Here is a 16,775-nt window from a genome sequence, read left to right on the forward strand (position 1 = left end):
CATGACGTGGAATTCTAAGCGAGTGTGGCCCGTGTTTGTCAGCAGTGCGCTGCTACTAGCCAGCTGCGGCTCCAAAGACGAAGCAGCACAACAGCAGCAAGGCCCGCCGCCGGCTGTGCCAGTGGCTGTATACAAAGTGCAAAGCGAAGACGTAGTGAGCACAGATACCTACCCCGGCACGGTAGTACCCCTGAACGAGGTGCAGCTATTGGCCGAGGTAACGGGCTTCCTGACCAACATCTACGTGCAGGACGGCCAGCACGTGACCAAAGGCCAGAAGCTGTATACCATTGACCGCACTCGCTACGCCGCCGCCGCCAACGAGGCCCAGGCCCAACTGGACGTGGCTAAAACCAACTACGACCGCGCCGTGCAGGACGCCCAGCGTTACGAGCGCCTCGACCAGCTCGATGCCGTGGCCAAGCAGCAGGTGGATATTGCGAAGGCTGGCCGCGCCAACGCGGCCTCGCAGGTAGAGGCGGCCCGCGCCAACCTACGCAGCGTGAACCTCGATTTGCTCCACGCCACCATTACGGCCCCCCTCACGGGCACTATTGGTATTGCGCAGGTAAAGCTGGGTGCGCTGGTTACGCAGGGCCAGACGCTCATCAACACCGTATCGGCTGAAGACCCGATTGCGGTGGATGTGAACATTGGCGAAGCTGACATTACCCGTTTTCTGGAGCTACAGCGCAACTCTAGCGCCGCCCAGGATTCGGTGTTTACGCTGATGCTGCCCGGTAATCAGGAATACCCGCTGCCCGGCAAGATTGTGACGGTAGACCGCGCTGTGGATCCACAAACCGGTACTCTGCGCGTCCGCATTCAATTTCCGAACCCGAAAAAGCTGCTGAAAGCTGGCCTAAACGTATCGGTGCGCGTGCGTAACCAAGACAACGGCAACCAGCTCGTGATTCCGACCAAGGCGCTTACCGAGCAGCTGGGCGAGTTCTACGTGTATGTGGTGGGCGACAGCAACAAGGTAGCCCAGCAGAAAGTAGCCACCGGTGCCAAGATACAAGGCAAAACCGTGGTGCGCCAGGGCCTGAAAGAAGGCCAGACCATTGTGAGCGACGGCGTGCAGAACCTGCGCCAGGGCGCCGTGGTGCAGGTAGGCGACCCCAGCAAGCCTGCAGCGGCCCAGGGCCAAGGCCAGCCCGCCGCTTCGGGCAAGTAAGAACATACTAGCCCGTCATGTTGAGCTTGTCGAAGCATCTCTACCGCTTCGTTGAATACCATCTGCCGAAGCGGTAGAGATGCTTCGACAAGCTCAGCATGACGAGCACATCAGCAACGATACGCGCGTTTTTCCTCCGCGCTTCCTTTTATGATATCAGACGTATTTATCCGGCGCCCCGTCACGGCCATTGTGGTGTCCATCGTGATTGTGCTGGTGGGGGTGCTGGCCATTCTGAACCTGCCCATCAGTCAATATCCCAATATCTCGCCGCCGGTGGTGCAGATTTCGGGAAGCTTCACGGGGGCCGATGCCCTCACGGTGGAGCAAACGGTGATGACACCCATCGAAACGCAGGTGAACGGTACGCCCGGCATGGCCTACCTGCAAAGCAACGCCACCAGCGACGGCAACCTGTCGTCGAACGTGACGTTCGAAATCGGTACCGACATCGACATTGCGACCCTGGACGTGCAGAACCGCGTGAGCGTGGCGCAGCCCCAGCTCCCCGACGAGGTGAAACGCCTAGGCCTCACGGTGAAAAAGCGTAACCCCACCATTCTGATGGTAGTGGGCCTGTATTCGCCCAAGGGCACGCACAACGTGCAGTTTCTCGACAACTACACCAACATCTACGTGCGCGACGCCCTATTGCGCGTGAAGGGGGTAGGCGACGTGACCAGCATCGGGCAGGACTTCTCGATGCGCGTGTGGCTGAACCCCGATAAGATGTCGCAGCTGGGCTTGACGGCTACGGATGTGACCAATGCCCTGCGCGAGCAGAACATTCAGGTGGCTGCGGGCTCGGTGGGCTCGGCGCCGCAATATGGCTCGCAGGCGTTTGAGTATACCATCTTCGTGAATGGTCGCCTGAGTACGGAGGAGCAGTTTGGCGACGTGATTATTCGCACCGACCCACAGACCGGCTCCCTGGTGTACCTGCGTGATATTGCCCGCATTCAGCTGGGCAGCTTCAGTTACTCCCGCGCCGCCACCGTGAACGGCCAGCCCGCTACCCTGCTGCTGGTGAACCAGGTACCGGGCGGCAACGCCCTGGAAACCGCCGACGGCGTGAACGAGGCCTTGGAAGAGCTAGCGAAAAAATTCCCGCCAGACGTGGCCTACCGCGTGCCGTTTGAATCGGTAACGGTGGTGCGCGTATCGATTGAGGAAGTGCTGCATACGCTGGCAGAAGCGCTGGTGCTGGTAACGGTGGTGGTATTCGTGTTCCTGCAAAGCTGGCGCGCTACCCTCATCCCCATCCTGGCCGTGCCGGTAGCTATTGTGGGCACGTTTATCCTGTTCATTCCGCTGGGCTTCACCATCAACACGCTCACGCTCTTTGGCTTCGTGTTGGCGATTGGTATTGTGGTGGATGATGCCATTGTGGTGGTAGAGGCTGTGCAGCACTACATCGACACGGAAAAGCTTTCAGCGCGCGAGGCCACCGAGAAGGCCATGAAGGACATTACGGCCCCGGTTATCGCCATTGCCCTGATCCTGGCAGCGGTGTTCGTGCCGGTAGGCTTTATTCCGGGTATCGTGGGACGCTTGTATCAGCAGTTCGCCATCACCATTGCCATTTCGGTGGTACTGTCGGCCTTCATTGCGTTGTCGCTCACGCCGGCGCTGTGCTCCTTGCTAATGCGGCCTTCGGAGCAGAATGCCGATGCCAAAGGCATCAATAAGCTGTTCTATAAGTTCAACCAATGGTTTGCCCGCGTCACGCATTCCTACTCTAATGGCGTAAAGCGCAGCCTGAAGTTCACGCCGCTAGTGGTTATTTTGCTGGTGCTGGTATATGCCGGCACGTTTGGTCTGTTCCGCGCCAAGCCCGGCGGGTTTATCCCGACCGAAGATGAAGGCCGCTTGTATGTTTCTATTGAGCTACCGGCCGGCGCGGCCAGCGCACGTACTCGCGCTGTGATGGCGCAGATGTCGAAAATTTTCAAGGAGAAAGCACCGGCCGTGAACAACTACTCCGGCATTGCGGGCCTGAATGCGTTGAACTTCTCCTTTAAGCCCAGCAGCGGTACCTACTTCGTGCAGCTCAAGCCCTGGGACGAGCGCAAAGACAAAGCCTTGCAGCTGCAAGGGGTAGTGGAGTCTCTGCAGAAAGAGTTTGCGGCTATCAAGGGGGCCAACATCCGGGTGGTGCCGCCACCGGCTATTCCGGGCTTGGGCAACACGGGCGGTTTCAGCTTCCAGTTGGAGCAGCGGGAGGCTAGCACTGATATCAAAGAGTTTGAGGCCAACATCAACAAGTTTGTGGCCGCTGCCAACCAGCGCCCCGAAATTGCGCGGGCCTATACGTTCTTCACGGCCCAAACCCCTGGCTACCAGGTTACGGTGAACCGCGAGCAGGCCAAGAAGCTGGGCGTGCCGCTCACGAACATCTTCAACACGATGTCGACGTTCATGGGCTCGGCCTACATCAACGACTTCACCAAGTACGGCCGCAACTTCCGGGTAGTGGCCCAGGCCGATACCGCCTACCGGCAGAACATCGACGACCTGAATGGCTTCTATGTGCAGAACGCGCAGGGGCAACAAGTTCCGCTAAGCTCGCTTATCACCTACAAGCTGGTAGAAAACGCCCCGCTGATTTCGCACTTCAACCTGTTCCGCTCGGCCGAAATTAACGGCGACGCCAAGGAGGGCTATAGCTCCGGTCAGGCCATTGCGGCCTTGCAGGAAGTAGCGGCCAAAACCCTACCCGCCGACTACGGCTTCGACTTCTCGGGTCTGAGCCGCGAGGAAATCAGTGCCGGCAACAGCACCATCATCATCTTTGGCCTGTCGATTTTGTTTGTGTTTTTGCTGCTGGCGGCGCTGTATGAGAGCTGGTCGATACCGTTCTCGGTGCTGCTGTCGGTGCCGCTGGGGGCGTTTGGCGCCATTGTGGCCCTCACGCTTATTCCGCGCCTCACCAACAACGTGTACGCGCAGATTGGTCTGATTACGCTGATTGGTCTGGCTGCCAAAAACGCCATTCTGATTGTGGAATTTGCCAAGGAGCGCCTGGATAGTGGGGTACCGGTGATGGAGGCCACCATTGAAGCCGTAGAGCTGCGCCTGCGCCCCATCATCATGACTTCGCTGGCCTTTATATTAGGTGTGCTACCCTTGGCCTTTGCCTCGGGCGCGGGTGCCGTATCACGCCAGACTATTGGCTGGACCGTGACGGGCGGTATGCTGGCGGCTACTTTCCTGGCCATCTTTGCCGTGCCAGTGCTGTTCCTGAACATCACCAAGCTGGCCTATGGCAAGGAAAAGCTGGCCGAGATGTCGAAGGACTACAACCCCGAGGAGCACGGCCATGCCCAGCACGGCTCACAGGAGCCCAATACGCCACCTGAAGGCCCATCGGAAGAAGGCAAACAGAACGACAAGGCAACCGAAAAGCGGAAGCGCGACGAGCAAACGCCGCCGGAATTGGGCACATAATTCATTGCCTTTTCCCGCTCATTTCCTGTCATCCTGAGCTTGCGAAGGACCTTTTCACGTAAAAACAAGTCGTTGCCACGGCTGTCGTTCTACGCGAAGAGGTCCTTCACTGCGTTCAAGAGGACACTGTATCTTAGCAACCGATGAAACACCTTGCTCTCACTACCTTGCTCCTACTTGGCACTGCTTCCATGCTCCGCGCCCAACAGGTTTTGCCGCTCTACAAGGGAAATATTCCCGATTCTAAACCCAGTGAGGTGAAGGAAACGAGCATTACGCTGGCTAACGGTGGCGTGCGCATCAGCAACGTGGTGCAGCCTACCCTCACGGTGTTCTTAGCTCCGGCCGATAAGGCCACCGGCACGGCGGTTATCATTTGCCCCGGCGGAGGCTACGCGCGCCTTTCCATCGACCACGAGGGCTACAATGTGGCCAAGCGCCTAAACGAAATGGGCGTGACGGCCTTTGTGCTGAAGTACCGCCTCCCCAACGACCAAAGTCAGCCCGACAAAACTACCGCTCCGCTGCTCGATGCCCAGCAAGCTATTCGGATGGTGCGCGAGCAGGCCACCGCGTTCAGAGTAAACCCTAACCGGATTGGGCTGATGGGCTTTTCGGCGGGTGGCCACCTAGCCAGCACGGCCGGCACGCACTTCGCCCATCCCGTGAACAGCAAAGCCGGCGCTACCTCGGTGCGCCCCGATTTTCTGATGCTGCTCTACCCGGTGGTCAGCTTCTCGGATAGCCTGGCGCACGCGGGCTCGCGGGATAACCTGCTGGGTAAAAATGCGTCGGCTGCGCAACTGCATCTGTATTCCAACGAGTTGCGCGTGACAGCCCAAACGCCGCCTACCTTCCTGGTGCACGCCCAAGACGATAAGACCGTGCCCGTGCTGAACAGCCTAGTATTCTACCAGGCCCTTACGCATCACAAAGTGCCCGCCGAAATGCACCTCTACCCCAAGGGCGGCCACGGCTTCGGCCTGCACAACCAAACCACCCAGGATGACTGGACCGAACGACTGCGCAACTGGCTGGCAGCTAATGGCTGGCTGAGCCGGTAAGCAAAGACTATCCTGTTACAATCCAAAGTCCCCGGCAGCCGCTACCGGGGACTTTGGCTTTTATAAAACAAAAAAATCCAGTTAGCAGTATGGGCCGTATATGCCTTCTGTGCCCACATAAGCTATAAAAATGGTATGGCACAATGCTTGCAAAAACTTGTCAGAATCAAATACTGACTTCTCACCTTAACGATCTACCATCATGAAAAAGGCCAGTTATGTCTTCTTGCTCGTGCTCTTCTTATTTGCGGCAGTGCGGCCCGAGGCTCATGCTCAGAAGAAAATCAGCACGCAGGCCAAAGGCACCATCATTGGTGCGGGCGCGGGTGCTTTGGGCGGCGCCCTGATTCATAAGCGCAACCGGGCCGCAGGTGGGGTAGTAGGGGGCGTGGTAGGCGCCGGCGCCGGCTATGCCGTGGGCAAGCACATCGACAACAAGCAGAAAGAGCGTGCCCGCATTGCGGCAGCCAACCGCGCAGCAGCCCAACGCGCCGCCGCCGCTCGTGCCGCTGCCGCGCGCAAGGCTTCTGCTCCCAGCGGGGTGGCCGCTGCTCCCGCTGCTATGGCGCTTACTTCGGCTTCGGCGGCTCAGCCAGCGGCGGCTGGCGCCGTATTGGCCAATGGCTATCTGGTGAATACCACGTACGGGGAGCGGGATACGCCTTATCCCACTTCTGAGTATCGTCGCAAGAGCTGGTAACTCGGACTGGTTTGCTTCGGAAAGCTCAGGCCAGTGCTTGTGCTTTCCGCCTTTTTTGTCTTCCCTACCTTCTACTTTTTATGAGAATTCTTTTTGGTCTGCTACTCGGGGGCGCGCTGGCGTCGTGCTCTTCCGATAAAGCCCCCGACACTGCAAATGTGCAAAGCCTCAATCAGCAGTTTATTGGTGCCTGGAACAGCAAGAACGCAGCGCAGCTTGATTCGCTTTTGGCCGATGACGTCCAGTTTGTGCAGGGCGAAACCCATTTCAAAGGCAAAGCCGAAGTATCTGATAAGTGGGTGAAAGCCACCATTGGTACCATTGCCAACCTCAAAACCTATACCGCCAGCTCCAGCGCCGACACGCAGCTTGCCTATGATGCGGGCACTTTCACGGCTGAGGTGCTACCCGAGGAGACTGGCGGCCCGGCAGGGGTAGGCGAAGGAAACTACATGCTACTCTGGAAAAAGGATGCTGCCAATAAATGGAAGCTCGGCTACGCCCAGCTCGAAGGACTACCCGTGCAAGTGAAATAGGTAGTTTTTATTGAGCGTCTATTTCCACCCAACACAAAAGCCCCGCTACCTATAGGTAGCGGGGCTTTTGTGTTGGGTGGATCAACGTTGTTTAGCTGAAAGCGTCTTTCACGTTACCAATGATGGTATCTGAGACAGTCATTTGCTCCGTTTGGGCGTGGCCCTCGGGTACGGGTGGCGCCAGTTTGGGCTCGTCGCCGTAGGGCTGGGCTTTCAGTACCGAGAACTGGCCGTTGCCGTCGATGCTGGTGCCATGCGTCCAGCGGCCTTCGGGCGTGCCAGTACCGTCGATGTTGGGTGTGATGAAGGCGTAGCTGAACTCTTGGTTTTCCTTGCTTTGCGGGAAGGAGTTGGGAATGGGTAGGCCTTTGGCGCCGCCTAGCTCCTCAATCACAGCCAGCCACTGCTGCTGGTGCATGGTGTCGCGGGCAATCATGAAGGACAGCATGTCTTTCATGCCGGGGTCGTCGGTGATTTCCCAAAGGCGGGTAGCTAGGGCACGGCCAGTGCTTTCGGCAGCCACGTTGGTGTACATGTCGGCCATCAGATTGCCGCTGCCTACCACGTAGGCTCCGCTAAATGGAACGCCTTCTGCGTCGTAGGCCAAGGCACCCAGACCAGCTGAAAGAAATTGACGCGGGTTCATGCCGCCCAATACTGCGCCAACTACGCCATCTTGCTTAATAGCCGATTCCTGCACGCTCAGCGGAGCGCCTTCCAGATTGAGTGCCACGGCTGTAGCCAGCATTTCAATGTGCGAGATTTCCTCCGTACCAGTGTCTAGCAGCATATCGCGGTACTTTACCGGGCCGCGGGCGTTCCACGCCTGAAACAGGTACTGCAAGCACACGCGCATTTCGCCTTCAATGCCGCCGATGGCTTGTTGTAGCATGCGCGCAAACGCTGGGTTAGGCTTCTCAACACGTACTTTGTACTGGGTTTTCTTATCGTGGTAGAACATACGAAAGGTGTAGGATGTGGAGGATAGAGTCACAGTCGTGCTGCGTCCCTATCTCTATACGCCTCCCTCTCCTGCTACAACGAATCAGAAAATACGGATTTTCGAAACACTATTTTGGTCTTACCGACTCCGTATAAATTCCCCGCTACCGTATTTATACGGGTTCAGGGTGCAACATTTGGGTATTCGTCGCCATCGAACACTGGCGTGAGGTTGTCGGCTTCTTCTGCTGTAAACATGCGCGAGCGAATTAAAAATCGCACGCCCAGCGGAATTTCCAGTGAGAAGCTAGCGCCCCTACCCTTCACTACATCCACGGTGAGCTGGGTATGTTTCCAGTACTCAAACTGACTTGCGCTCATAAAGAAGTCGCAGCCGTAAATACGCCCCAGCCACACATCGTTGGCCCCCACCCGAAACTCGCCCGCTGCAAAGCACATGGGCGAGGAACCGTCGCAACACCCACCACTCTGATGAAACATCAGTGGGCCATGCTCGTCGCGTAGCAGGTCAATAGTAGCTTCGGCAGCAGAAGTAATAAGGACGCGAGGGGTAGGGTCGGATGGCATGGGTAGGAAGTCAGGTTGAAACAGATGCTACTTTGCTTTGCGAGCATACGTGTAGACCGCGCCCGTGCGCTGCTCACGCACTAACACCAGCTTATCGGGTGCCATCTCATCGGGCCGGCTCATCCACTCGTATGCAAGCTGACGCTGCGCGTCCCACACGCGGCGGTGGTTACCAGCACTGGCAATGCTTTTTTGCATGGCATTCGGCATAGCATCGGTAGCAGGCGGCGGCGCAGCGGCAATACCTGCGCTATTTTGCGCCTCTACTTTCTGAAGCGTCCAGTCGGGGTTTTGCTGATGGGGCGTTGGAAGCAGCTGTGCCTGCGCAGCGGAAGCTATACCGAAGGCAGCAAGTATAAAGAGTAAACGTTTCATAGTGAAGTATATACTGGATGGATATACCAGAGACGCAACTCGCTGTGAAAAAGATGCTCACTTTCAAAAACGTCTGTCATCCTGAGCTTGCGAAGGACCTTCTCACATAACAACGATTCGTTCTCGCGTGAGAAGGTCCTTCACAAGCTCAGGATGACAGACGTTTTTGCCTATTCACCCATTGCTAGAAGAACCCTAGTTTCTGCTGGCTGTAGCTAATGAGCATGTTCTTGGTTTGGCGGTAGTGCTCCAGCATCATCTTGTGGTTCTCGCGGCCAAAGCCCGACTTTTTATAGCCGCCGAAGGGCGCGCCGGCGGGGTAGTCGTGGTAGCAGTTCACCCACACGCGGCCGGCCTGGATGGCGCGGGGCACCTGGTATAGCTCGTGCGCGTCGCGGGTCCAGACGCCGGCACCGAGGCCATAGAGTGTGTCGTTGGCCAGTTCAATGGCCTCGTCTACTGTTTTGAAGGTGGTGACGGAGAGTACCGGGCCAAAGATTTCCTCCTGGAAGATCCGCATCTTATTGTGGCCTCGGAACACCGTGGGCTGAATGTAGTAGCCCTCGGCCAGAGCGCCGTCTTGCTGCTGGTAGGCGTCGCCACCGGTCAGCACCTCGGCGCCTTCGTCCTTCCCGATTTCCAGGTAGCTCAGGATTTTTTCGAACTGGTCGTTGCTGGCCTGAGCGCCCATCATGGTTTCTTTATCGAGCGGGTTGCCAAGTTTGATGGCCTTCACGCGCTCAATCACGCGGGCAATGAATTCGTCGTAGATGTCTTCCTGCACCAGCATGCGTGAGGGGCACGTGCAGATTTCGCCCTGGTTCAGGGCAAACATCACGGCACCTTCAATGGCTTTGTCGAGGAAGTCGTCGTCGGCATCCAGCACGCTTTTAAAGAAGATATTCGGCGACTTGCCGCCCAGTTCCATCGTTACGGGAATGATGTTCTCGGAGGCGTACTGCATGATGAGGCGGCCGGTGGTGGTTTCGCCCGTAAACGATACTTTCTGAATGCGCGGCGACGAGGCCAACGGCTTGCCGGCTTCCAGCCCGAAGCCGTTCACCACGTTTACTACCCCAGCCGGAAGCAGGTCCTGAATCAACTCCATGAGCACCATAATGCTGGCGGGCGTTTGCTCGGCGGGTTTCATCACCACGCAGCAGCCGGCGGCCAGGGCGGGCGCCAGCTTCCAGGTAGCCATCAGCAGCGGGAAGTTCCAGGGAATGATTTGTCCCACCACGCCCAGCGGCTCGTTGATATTCAGCGACAACGTGGTTTCGTTTAGCTCGGTGGCGCTACCCTCCTCAGCCCGAATCACGCTGCCAAAGTAGCGGAAGTGGTCGATGACTAAGGGTAGGTCGGCGTTGAGGGTTTCGCGGATGGCTTTGCCGTTTTCCACGGTTTCTACAGCGGCCAAGTGCTCCAAGTTTTGCTCTATCACGTCGGCAATCTTCAGCAGCATGTTGCTGCGCGTGGTGGCCGACGCGTGTTTCCAGGTTTTGAAAGCCTCGTGGGCGGCATCCAGCGCCAGCTCTACATCCTCTTTGGTAGAGCGGGCCACCTTGGTAAAGGCCTTGCCATCAATGGGCGACGGGTTGTCGAAATACTGGCCTTTGGTGGGCGCTACCCACTTGCCGCCAATGAAGTTGTCGTAGTGTTCTTTGAAGGTAGGGCGCTCCACCAGCGTGGTGGTTTTTTCCATCGTTTCCATACAAGCGGGAGTTTTAAGAGTGTGTTCGGATAATGGCAAGCTACTTTTTACTCTGCCGAAAAAGATGTACTATTCTCGCAGTAAAGCGTTCTATTGTCGCAAGTTGCCTTGCCACCTCTTGTCCGCAAGCTGTTGCTTCGGCTGCTCTGCTTGCGCCCTACCCTTTTGCCCCGTTGCTATGCCCCACCCTACCCTAGCACACCCACTTCACACCCGCGAGCAGCTCACTACGCTGGTCGAAAACCGTACGGTATACTCGCTCGATGCCTTTGAGCTGAACGTGTTTGAAACCCACCGCGTGGCCGAGCAGGTGCCCCTGAGCATGGGCCACTTAGTACTTACCACCATGCTGCGCGGCAAAAAAGTCATGCACCTGCCCGGTCGCCCGGCCTTCGACTACCTGCCCGGCGAATCGGTGCTGGTGGGTGAAGATCAGACCATGGTCATCGACTTTCCGGAGGCCACCGAGGACGCCCCTACCCAGTGCCTAGCCGTGGCCATCCCTACTGATACCATTCGGCACACCGTAGACCTGCTGAACGAGGAATACCCGCATGCTGAGGCCCACCTACCCTGGCACCTGGATACCACCGAGCACGCTCACCTCACCAACTCACCAGAGCTGACTGGCACCCTGGAGCGCCTCGTGCAGCTCTCCCGCGACACGGGCCGCGTGAAGGACGTGCTAGCCAACTTCACCATACAAGAAATGCTGGTGCGGCTGATGCAGACCCAGGCCAGGCAGTTGCTTTTCCACAACTATGCCCGGCACGCTACCTCTCACCGCTTTGCAGCCGTAGTGCAGTATATCAAGCAGCACCTCGCCGACAAGCTCACCATCGACAAGCTCAGCAACCTGGCTTGCATGAGCAAGGCCACGTTTTTCCGGGTGTTTCGGCAGGAGCTGGGCATCACACCGGTGGAGTACATCAACCAGGAGCGCCTAGCCGAAGCCAAACGCCTGCTGCGTCAGCCCCTTACCTCGGTGGCCGATGTGTGCTACCGGGTAGGCTTTACCAGCACGGCCTACTTCCAACGGTTGTTCAAGCAGGCCGAAGGCCTCACGCCGGGTGCGTACCGCAAACGCTGCCTCTGAGGCACACCGTCACAACCATTACCAGCATTCGGCGGTTAGTACACCTAGCCCGGCTTTTCGGGTGCGTTTTGCTGTTGCCTTATGCCTACTTCACCGGCCGCTGTGCCGCTTGCTGTTGCTGCTTCCGAGCGGCCTGTTCCTACCACCCAGCCGCCCATTGCCCCGGCACTGGTATGGCTCATGGCCATTACCTGCGGACTGGTGGTGGCCAACCTCTACTACAACCAGCCACTGCTGGTTGAGATTAGTACGGCGTTTGGCATCACGGAGGGAAGAGCCAGTCTGGTGGCCACGGCTACACAAGTTGGCTACACGCTCGGTCTGCTGTTTATGGTGCCACTTGGCGACAAACTAGAACAGAAACGACTGATTATTCTGCAACTGCTGGGAGCAGCGGTCTGCCTGGTGGTGGTGGCCACGGCGCCTACCTTTGGTATACTACTGTTTGCCAGCTTACTTACTGGCATATTTTCTTCGGTGCCGCAGTTGCTGATGCCCCTGGCAGCCCACCTCGCCAACGACCAGGAGCGCGGCCGGGTAGTGGGCAAAGTAATGAGCGGCCTGCTGATTGGCATCTTGCTCTCGCGCACTATCAGTGGCTACGTAGGAGCACATTTTGGATGGCGCACCATGTTCTGGGCTGCTGCCGCTACTATGGTGGTGCTCGGCGGCATTCTGCTTCTGATGCTGCCCCGGCACCAGCCACTGTTCAGTGGCAGCTACAAAGACTTGCTTCGCTCCCTGGGCAACCTCACCCGCGAGCAGCCGCTGCTGCGCCGCTCGGCGCTGGTGGGTGCCTGCATGTTCGCCGGCTTCAGCGCGTTCTGGACTACCCTCGTCTTCTTCCTCGAAAGCCCGGCCTACGGCTACCATAGCGACACGGCCGGACTGTTTGGCCTGATTGGAGCATCGGGGGCGCTGGCGGCACCGCTGGCCGGCAAATCAGCCGATAAGCGCGGCGCACAGTATGCGCTGGGTGCTGGTATTCTGCTTTTCCTGGGGGCCTATGTGCTGTTGGCGCTGGGTGGGTACTACCTCATCGGGCTGATTATTGGGGTGGTTGTTCTCGACGTGGGGCAGCAGCTCACGCACATTTCTAATCAGTCGCAGGTGTTTGCGTTGGTGCCCGAGGCCCGCAGCCGCCTCAATACAGTATACATGACGGCCTGCTTCATTGGCGCCTCCCTGGGCTCCTACGCCGGTGGTCTGGCCTGGACGGCTTTTGGCTGGTTGGGCGTGTGCGGGGTAGGACTGGTGTTTGTGGGGTCTGCTTTCTTGGTGAATCGTTTCTACAACCGGTAGTTGTCGTATTTTTTCAGGCCACCCTCATTCTATTATCCTGATAGGAGGGGTGCCTCTTCGTTCCTGCTTAAACCGCTCCGGCGCCTGGGTGCAAGGCAGGCTTGCGTGCAACATTAGCACAAAGCGCAATGGTACCTAATATGGTGCACTACGAGTACATGCTCTTGTGTAGCCCTTGGAATCTGAAGCTGCAGGTCGTGTGCTACTATTTTAATCCGAAATAGGTCAACGGTACGGACATAAATTTCGTTGAGATGGGTGCTTATAGGGCAAATTATTAGCCTCCCAAAGCAAGCTGTATACTGCCAACGTAGCCTATCACCTGCCGGTGAAAATGCGCCTGTTACAAGGCATTACGTTCTACAACGACTACGGCTATTATCAAAAGCGCATCAGCGACCAACAGGTTCGAGAATTCGCGCACAAGCGTACTGGAGCGTTGTTTACAGCCGGCCCGATGTACATCTACACCGACGCGGCTGTCGGTTGCAACCACCCCTGACTGGGGCTTGAGTGAATAAATGTCTTTGCCGTGGATACCCCCGAAAACACGGACTAGCGCCTGCGCTTCGACATCAACACGGGGTATTGTTTCTAGATCTAAGAAGCACTGAACATGAGCAAAGTAAGGAGTGACACGAAAAAATCTTTCGGGCTGGAAGTCAATGGACCGGTGTTCTGGCCGTCCATCGTGATACTTGTGCTCAGCATCACATTGGTGCTCATCTTCCAGAAGGACGCCGAGGTGTTCTTCTCGCGGATTCAGACACTAGTCACGTCCAATATGGGGTGGCTGTTCATTCTGAGCGTGAACATTTTTGTAGCGTATTGTTTGTTTCTGGCCTTCGGCCGATTTGGCGGTATTCGGCTGGGTGGCCAAGATGCTCGGCCGGAGTTCAGCACCGGGTCATGGTTTGCCATGCTTTTCAGTACGGGCATGGGCATTGGTCTGCTCTTTTGGAGCGTGGCAGAACCGATCAACCATTTTCAGACGCCCCCACTCGGAGAGCCGGGCACACCGGCGGCGGCCCGGCAGGCCATGAACTTCACGTTCCTGCACTGGGGCTTGCACGCTTGGGCCATCTACGCGCTGGTAGGGCTGGCACTGGCCTTCTTCACGTACAACCGCCAGTTGCCTCTAACGGTCCGGTCTGCCTTCTACCCTTTCCTGGGCGAGCGAATTCACGGCATCAGCGGCCACGTTATCGACATTCTGGCGGTCATTGCTACCCTTTTCGGCCTGGCCACCTCGCTAGGCCTGGGGGTGAAGCAGGCGGCAGCAGGACTACACCACGTTTTTCCGGTCATCGTCAACGACGTCACGACACAGGTTATTCTCATTGTACTGATTACGGGCGTCACTACAGCATCGGTCGTGTCGGGGGTAGACAAAGGCGTGCGCATCCTTAGCGAGTGGAACGTTTGGATTGCGCTCCTGGTGCTGGTGGCGGTGCTGGTACTGGGACCTACTGTGTTTATTCTGGGCTCCTACGTGCAGAATACCGGCTACTACATCGGGAACTTTATGCAACTATCCTTCTGGAATGAGGCGTACAGCGACAGTAACTGGCAGGGTACCTGGACAGTGTTTTACTGGGCCTGGTGGGTATCGTGGGCGCCCTTTGTAGGCATATTCATCGCGCGTGTGTCAAAGGGACGCACCATCAAGGAGTTTGTGCTGGCCGTGCTGATTGTTCCTACCCTGCTTTCGTTTTTGTGGATGACAGTGTTTGGCAGCACCGCCCTGCGCGAAGTGCTGGCCGGCAATACGGCCGTGGCCGAAGCCGTAGCCACCGACGTATCGACGGCCCTGTTCATCTTTTTCGAGCAGTTGCCTTTCCCTACAGTGCTGTCGGTGATTGGCATTGTGCTCGTTATTGGTTTTTTCGTTACCTCTTCAGATTCTGGCTCGCTGGTGGTCGTCAGCCTCACGTCAGGCGGCCGACCCGACCCCTCGGTGGCAACGCGCATCTTCTGGGCACTTGCTGGTGGGGCCATTGCGGCGGTGCTGCTGCTGGGCGGCGGCTTGCAGGCCCTGCAAACGGCGGTTATCATCACAGGCCTTCCCTTCGACATTATTCTGCTGGTGATGTGCTATAGCCTCTACAAAGGGCTGAACGAAGAGCTGGAAGAAGAAACTAGGCTGCGTAGCACACAGCAACGGAAAGCCTACCAGCAACTAGTATCGGAGATGCTGGCCAAGCGGGTTCAGAAACAGGAGGCAAACGCCTCACCACCCACAACGGCTCCTCCCTCACCACCAACTGCAGCGACGCTATGACTACAATAGACGCGATGATGGTCTGCCTGGACCTAAGTGATATAGATGAAAAACTGGTGGACTTTGCCCGTTCCTTATGCGAGCGTCTACCGGTAGGCAAGGTGTATTTTGTGCACAACATTAAGGTAGCCGAGCTAAGCGACGACTTCCGGCAATGGTTTGGCAATCTGGATCTTGCCAGCGAGGTAGAAGGCAACATCAACGACATTATAGCCGAGCACTTCGGCAATGCCGTCGCGTATGAGGTACTGGTGGGCGAGGAGCCAAACACAGAGGTACTATTGGCTGATCTGGTAAAGCGCTACCGAATAAAGCTGGCTGTACTGGGCAAAAAAATGAGCCACAAGAGCACTGGCTCCCTCGGCACCAAGCTGCTCCAGGTGCTGCCTTGCAGCGTGCTTGTTTTCCCCGAAACGGCTTCGGTACAGATCAAAAAGGTGCTGCTGCCGCTGGATTTTTCGGCTACCTCGGTGCATGCCCTTCGGCTCAGCCAGAACCTGGCTAGTCATCTGGGGCTGCAGTTGGAAATACTGCACGTATACCGGCTCCCTACCCAGTATTTTCCGCTTATCTCGGAAGAAAGGGCCGTGAAGAAGGCAGAAGAAATTGTGAAAGAGCGGTTTGCCGCCTTGCAGCGCAAGCACCAGGAAACAGCTGGCGTGCCCTATACCCTGGTGCGGGCGGCCAATAAAAGTGTAGCGGAGCGCATTCGCCTGCACCTAGGCAAGGGAAACTACGACCTGCTGGTGCTGGGCCTGAAGGGAAGCAACCCCCTACTCTCTTTGCGCTTTGGCAGCGTACCGAAAGAAATCTACAACATGGACTTATCTATTCCGCTGTGGCTGGTCTACTCAGAGGAAGTGATAGGGTAGACCGCATTATGGCTGCGCTCGTCCGGCTGCCAGCAGCAAGTGACTGATACCGGTGGTAATCATGTCTACCCCAATGGCGCCCAGAAAAAACCCGTTGATGCGCAGCAGCAGTTCCATAATCTTGTCGAAGGCTATCTGAAAATTCTTGGAGCGCATGGTGCGGCGCATTTGCTTTAGCCCCATGATGATCAGATAGTTGATGACCATGATTAAAACAAGGGCCACTACCCCCTGCCACAGTTGCAACTGCTCCGACATTAGAACGGTAAGTGAGATGGTGCCGGCCCCCACCATGAAAGGCAGCGCGATTTCGGAAGCCAAATCGTGCAAATCTCCTTTTATCTGAATGAACGCCTTTTTCCCCTGCACAATAAAAATGTAGGCAAAGGAAAAGAGAACGATGCCGCCGAATATCCGAAACGACTCAAAATTGATGTTGAAGACTTTCTGAAAGACCAAGTCGCCGAACAGCAGGAAAACAAGGTAGATGCAGAACGAGATAATGCTAGCTTTCAGAAATACCGACCGAAAATCAGTTTCTGAAAGATCTTGCATAATCGGTTTTAGGTACAGAAACAGGGCAAACGGGTTTAGCATCACTAGGAAGCTGACTATAGCTGCTGTCATCGGCTTATAGCTTGTGAGTGTCTTTGGTAGGCGGCACCAAGAAGATGAATTTTCTGC

The 16,775-nt window shown here is 56.8% G+C and carries 15 protein-coding genes; 10 read left to right on the forward strand and 5 right to left on the reverse strand.

Going from position 1 to position 16,775, the window contains the following annotated elements:
- The first annotated feature begins 1 nt into the window (after position 1).
- The 5 genes from MUN82_RS14060 to MUN82_RS14080 all read left to right on the forward strand — a co-directional run bounded on the left by MUN82_RS14060 (position 2) and on the right by MUN82_RS14080 (position 6,924).
- Positions 2-1,177: an efflux RND transporter periplasmic adaptor subunit gene (locus MUN82_RS14060; protein WP_245091387.1), complete on the forward strand. Its 1,176-nt coding sequence runs from the start codon at positions 2-4 to the stop codon at positions 1,175-1,177.
- A 150-nt stretch (positions 1,178-1,327) separates the two neighbouring features.
- Positions 1,328-4,624: an efflux RND transporter permease subunit gene (locus MUN82_RS14065; protein ID WP_245091389.1), complete on the forward strand. Its 3,297-nt coding sequence runs from the start codon at positions 1,328-1,330 to the stop codon at positions 4,622-4,624.
- Positions 4,625-4,767: 143 nt separating this feature from the next.
- On the forward strand, positions 4,768-5,688 hold the full coding sequence (locus MUN82_RS14070) for an alpha/beta hydrolase (protein WP_245091391.1): 921 nt from the start codon (positions 4,768-4,770) through the stop codon (positions 5,686-5,688).
- A gap of 202 nt (positions 5,689-5,890) precedes the next feature.
- Complete coding sequence (locus MUN82_RS14075; RefSeq protein ID WP_245091393.1) at positions 5,891-6,388, forward strand: YMGG-like glycine zipper-containing protein; 498 nt, start codon at positions 5,891-5,893, stop codon at positions 6,386-6,388.
- An 80-nt stretch (positions 6,389-6,468) separates the two neighbouring features.
- A complete protein-coding gene (locus MUN82_RS14080; protein ID WP_245091395.1) occupies positions 6,469-6,924 on the forward strand; it encodes a YybH family protein in 456 nt (151 codons plus the stop codon).
- A 91-nt stretch (positions 6,925-7,015) separates the two neighbouring features.
- Here the strand turns inward: MUN82_RS14080 and MUN82_RS14085 are convergent, their stop codons facing one another.
- The 4 genes from MUN82_RS14085 to MUN82_RS14100 all read right to left on the reverse strand — a co-directional run bounded on the left by MUN82_RS14085 (position 7,016) and on the right by MUN82_RS14100 (position 10,540).
- A complete protein-coding gene (locus MUN82_RS14085; protein ID WP_245091397.1) occupies positions 7,016-7,885 on the reverse strand; it encodes a manganese catalase in 870 nt (289 codons plus the stop codon).
- 164 nt (positions 7,886-8,049) lie between these two features.
- A complete protein-coding gene (locus MUN82_RS14090; RefSeq protein ID WP_245091399.1) occupies positions 8,050-8,454 on the reverse strand; it encodes a DUF779 domain-containing protein in 405 nt (134 codons plus the stop codon).
- Between the two features lie 27 nt (positions 8,455-8,481).
- Complete coding sequence (locus tag MUN82_RS14095) at positions 8,482-8,829, reverse strand: hypothetical protein (RefSeq protein ID WP_245091401.1); 348 nt, start codon at positions 8,827-8,829, stop codon at positions 8,482-8,484.
- A gap of 184 nt (positions 8,830-9,013) precedes the next feature.
- Positions 9,014-10,540 (reverse strand): aldehyde dehydrogenase family protein, encoded by a 1,527-nt coding sequence (locus MUN82_RS14100; RefSeq protein WP_245091403.1) that lies wholly within the window; start codon positions 10,538-10,540, stop codon positions 9,014-9,016.
- A 178-nt stretch (positions 10,541-10,718) separates the two neighbouring features.
- Between MUN82_RS14100 and MUN82_RS14105 the strand changes: the two genes are divergently transcribed.
- The 5 genes from MUN82_RS14105 (at position 10,719) to MUN82_RS14125 (ending at position 16,091) form a co-directional block, all read left to right on the forward strand.
- Entirely contained in the window at positions 10,719-11,636 is a 918-nt protein-coding gene (locus MUN82_RS14105; protein ID WP_245091405.1) for an AraC family transcriptional regulator, read from the forward strand.
- Between the two features lie 81 nt (positions 11,637-11,717).
- Positions 11,718-12,938, forward strand: a complete 1,221-nt coding sequence (locus MUN82_RS14110) for an MFS transporter (protein ID WP_245091407.1) — start codon at positions 11,718-11,720, stop codon at positions 12,936-12,938.
- A 334-nt stretch (positions 12,939-13,272) separates the two neighbouring features.
- Positions 13,273-13,440 (forward strand): hypothetical protein, encoded by a 168-nt coding sequence (locus MUN82_RS14115; protein WP_245091409.1) that lies wholly within the window; start codon positions 13,273-13,275, stop codon positions 13,438-13,440.
- Positions 13,441-13,554: 114 nt separating this feature from the next.
- Positions 13,555-15,219, forward strand: coding sequence for a BCCT family transporter (locus tag MUN82_RS14120; protein ID WP_245091411.1), 1,665 nt, complete (start codon positions 13,555-13,557; stop codon positions 15,217-15,219).
- The gene (locus MUN82_RS14125; protein ID WP_245091413.1) at positions 15,216-16,091 is read left to right on the forward strand and encodes a universal stress protein; all 876 of its coding nucleotides are present in this window, start codon (positions 15,216-15,218) and stop codon (positions 16,089-16,091) included. Before MUN82_RS14120 ends, MUN82_RS14125 begins: the two co-directional genes overlap by 4 nt.
- Positions 16,092-16,097: 6 nt before the next feature.
- Here the strand turns inward: MUN82_RS14125 and MUN82_RS14130 are convergent, their stop codons facing one another.
- Entirely contained in the window at positions 16,098-16,718 is a 621-nt protein-coding gene (locus MUN82_RS14130) for a MarC family protein (protein ID WP_262922820.1), read from the reverse strand.
- Positions 16,719-16,775: the final 57 nt, after the last annotated feature.

Origin of the sequence: Hymenobacter aerilatus (assembly GCF_022921095.1) — a bacterium.
Classification (GTDB): Bacteria; Bacteroidota; Bacteroidia; order Cytophagales; family Hymenobacteraceae; genus Hymenobacter; species Hymenobacter aerilatus.

Bases quoted from the DNA above. Each gene is read 5' to 3' on its own strand.
- MUN82_RS14060 (WP_245091387.1), top strand. From the start codon at position 2: ATGACGTGGAATTCTAAGCGAGTGTGGCCCGTGTTTGTCAGCAGTGCG.
- MUN82_RS14065 (WP_245091389.1), top strand. From the start codon at position 1,328: ATGATATCAGACGTATTTATCCGGCGCCCCGTCACGGCCATTGTGGTG.
- MUN82_RS14070 (WP_245091391.1), top strand. From the start codon at position 4,768: ATGAAACACCTTGCTCTCACTACCTTGCTCCTACTTGGCACTGCTTCC.
- MUN82_RS14075 (WP_245091393.1), top strand. From the start codon at position 5,891: ATGAAAAAGGCCAGTTATGTCTTCTTGCTCGTGCTCTTCTTATTTGCG.
- MUN82_RS14080 (WP_245091395.1), top strand. From the start codon at position 6,469: ATGAGAATTCTTTTTGGTCTGCTACTCGGGGGCGCGCTGGCGTCGTGC.
- MUN82_RS14085 (WP_245091397.1), bottom strand. From the start codon at position 7,885: ATGTTCTACCACGATAAGAAAACCCAGTACAAAGTACGTGTTGAGAAG.
- MUN82_RS14090 (WP_245091399.1), bottom strand. From the start codon at position 8,454: ATGCCATCCGACCCTACCCCTCGCGTCCTTATTACTTCTGCTGCCGAA.
- MUN82_RS14095 (WP_245091401.1), bottom strand. From the start codon at position 8,829: ATGAAACGTTTACTCTTTATACTTGCTGCCTTCGGTATAGCTTCCGCT.
- MUN82_RS14100 (WP_245091403.1), bottom strand. From the start codon at position 10,540: ATGGAAACGATGGAAAAAACCACCACGCTGGTGGAGCGCCCTACCTTC.
- MUN82_RS14105 (WP_245091405.1), top strand. From the start codon at position 10,719: ATGCCCCACCCTACCCTAGCACACCCACTTCACACCCGCGAGCAGCTC.
- MUN82_RS14110 (WP_245091407.1), top strand. From the start codon at position 11,718: ATGCCTACTTCACCGGCCGCTGTGCCGCTTGCTGTTGCTGCTTCCGAG.
- MUN82_RS14115 (WP_245091409.1), top strand. From the start codon at position 13,273: ATGCGCCTGTTACAAGGCATTACGTTCTACAACGACTACGGCTATTAT.
- MUN82_RS14120 (WP_245091411.1), top strand. From the start codon at position 13,555: ATGAGCAAAGTAAGGAGTGACACGAAAAAATCTTTCGGGCTGGAAGTC.
- MUN82_RS14125 (WP_245091413.1), top strand. From the start codon at position 15,216: ATGACTACAATAGACGCGATGATGGTCTGCCTGGACCTAAGTGATATA.
- MUN82_RS14130 (WP_262922820.1), bottom strand. From the start codon at position 16,718: ATGACAGCAGCTATAGTCAGCTTCCTAGTGATGCTAAACCCGTTTGCC.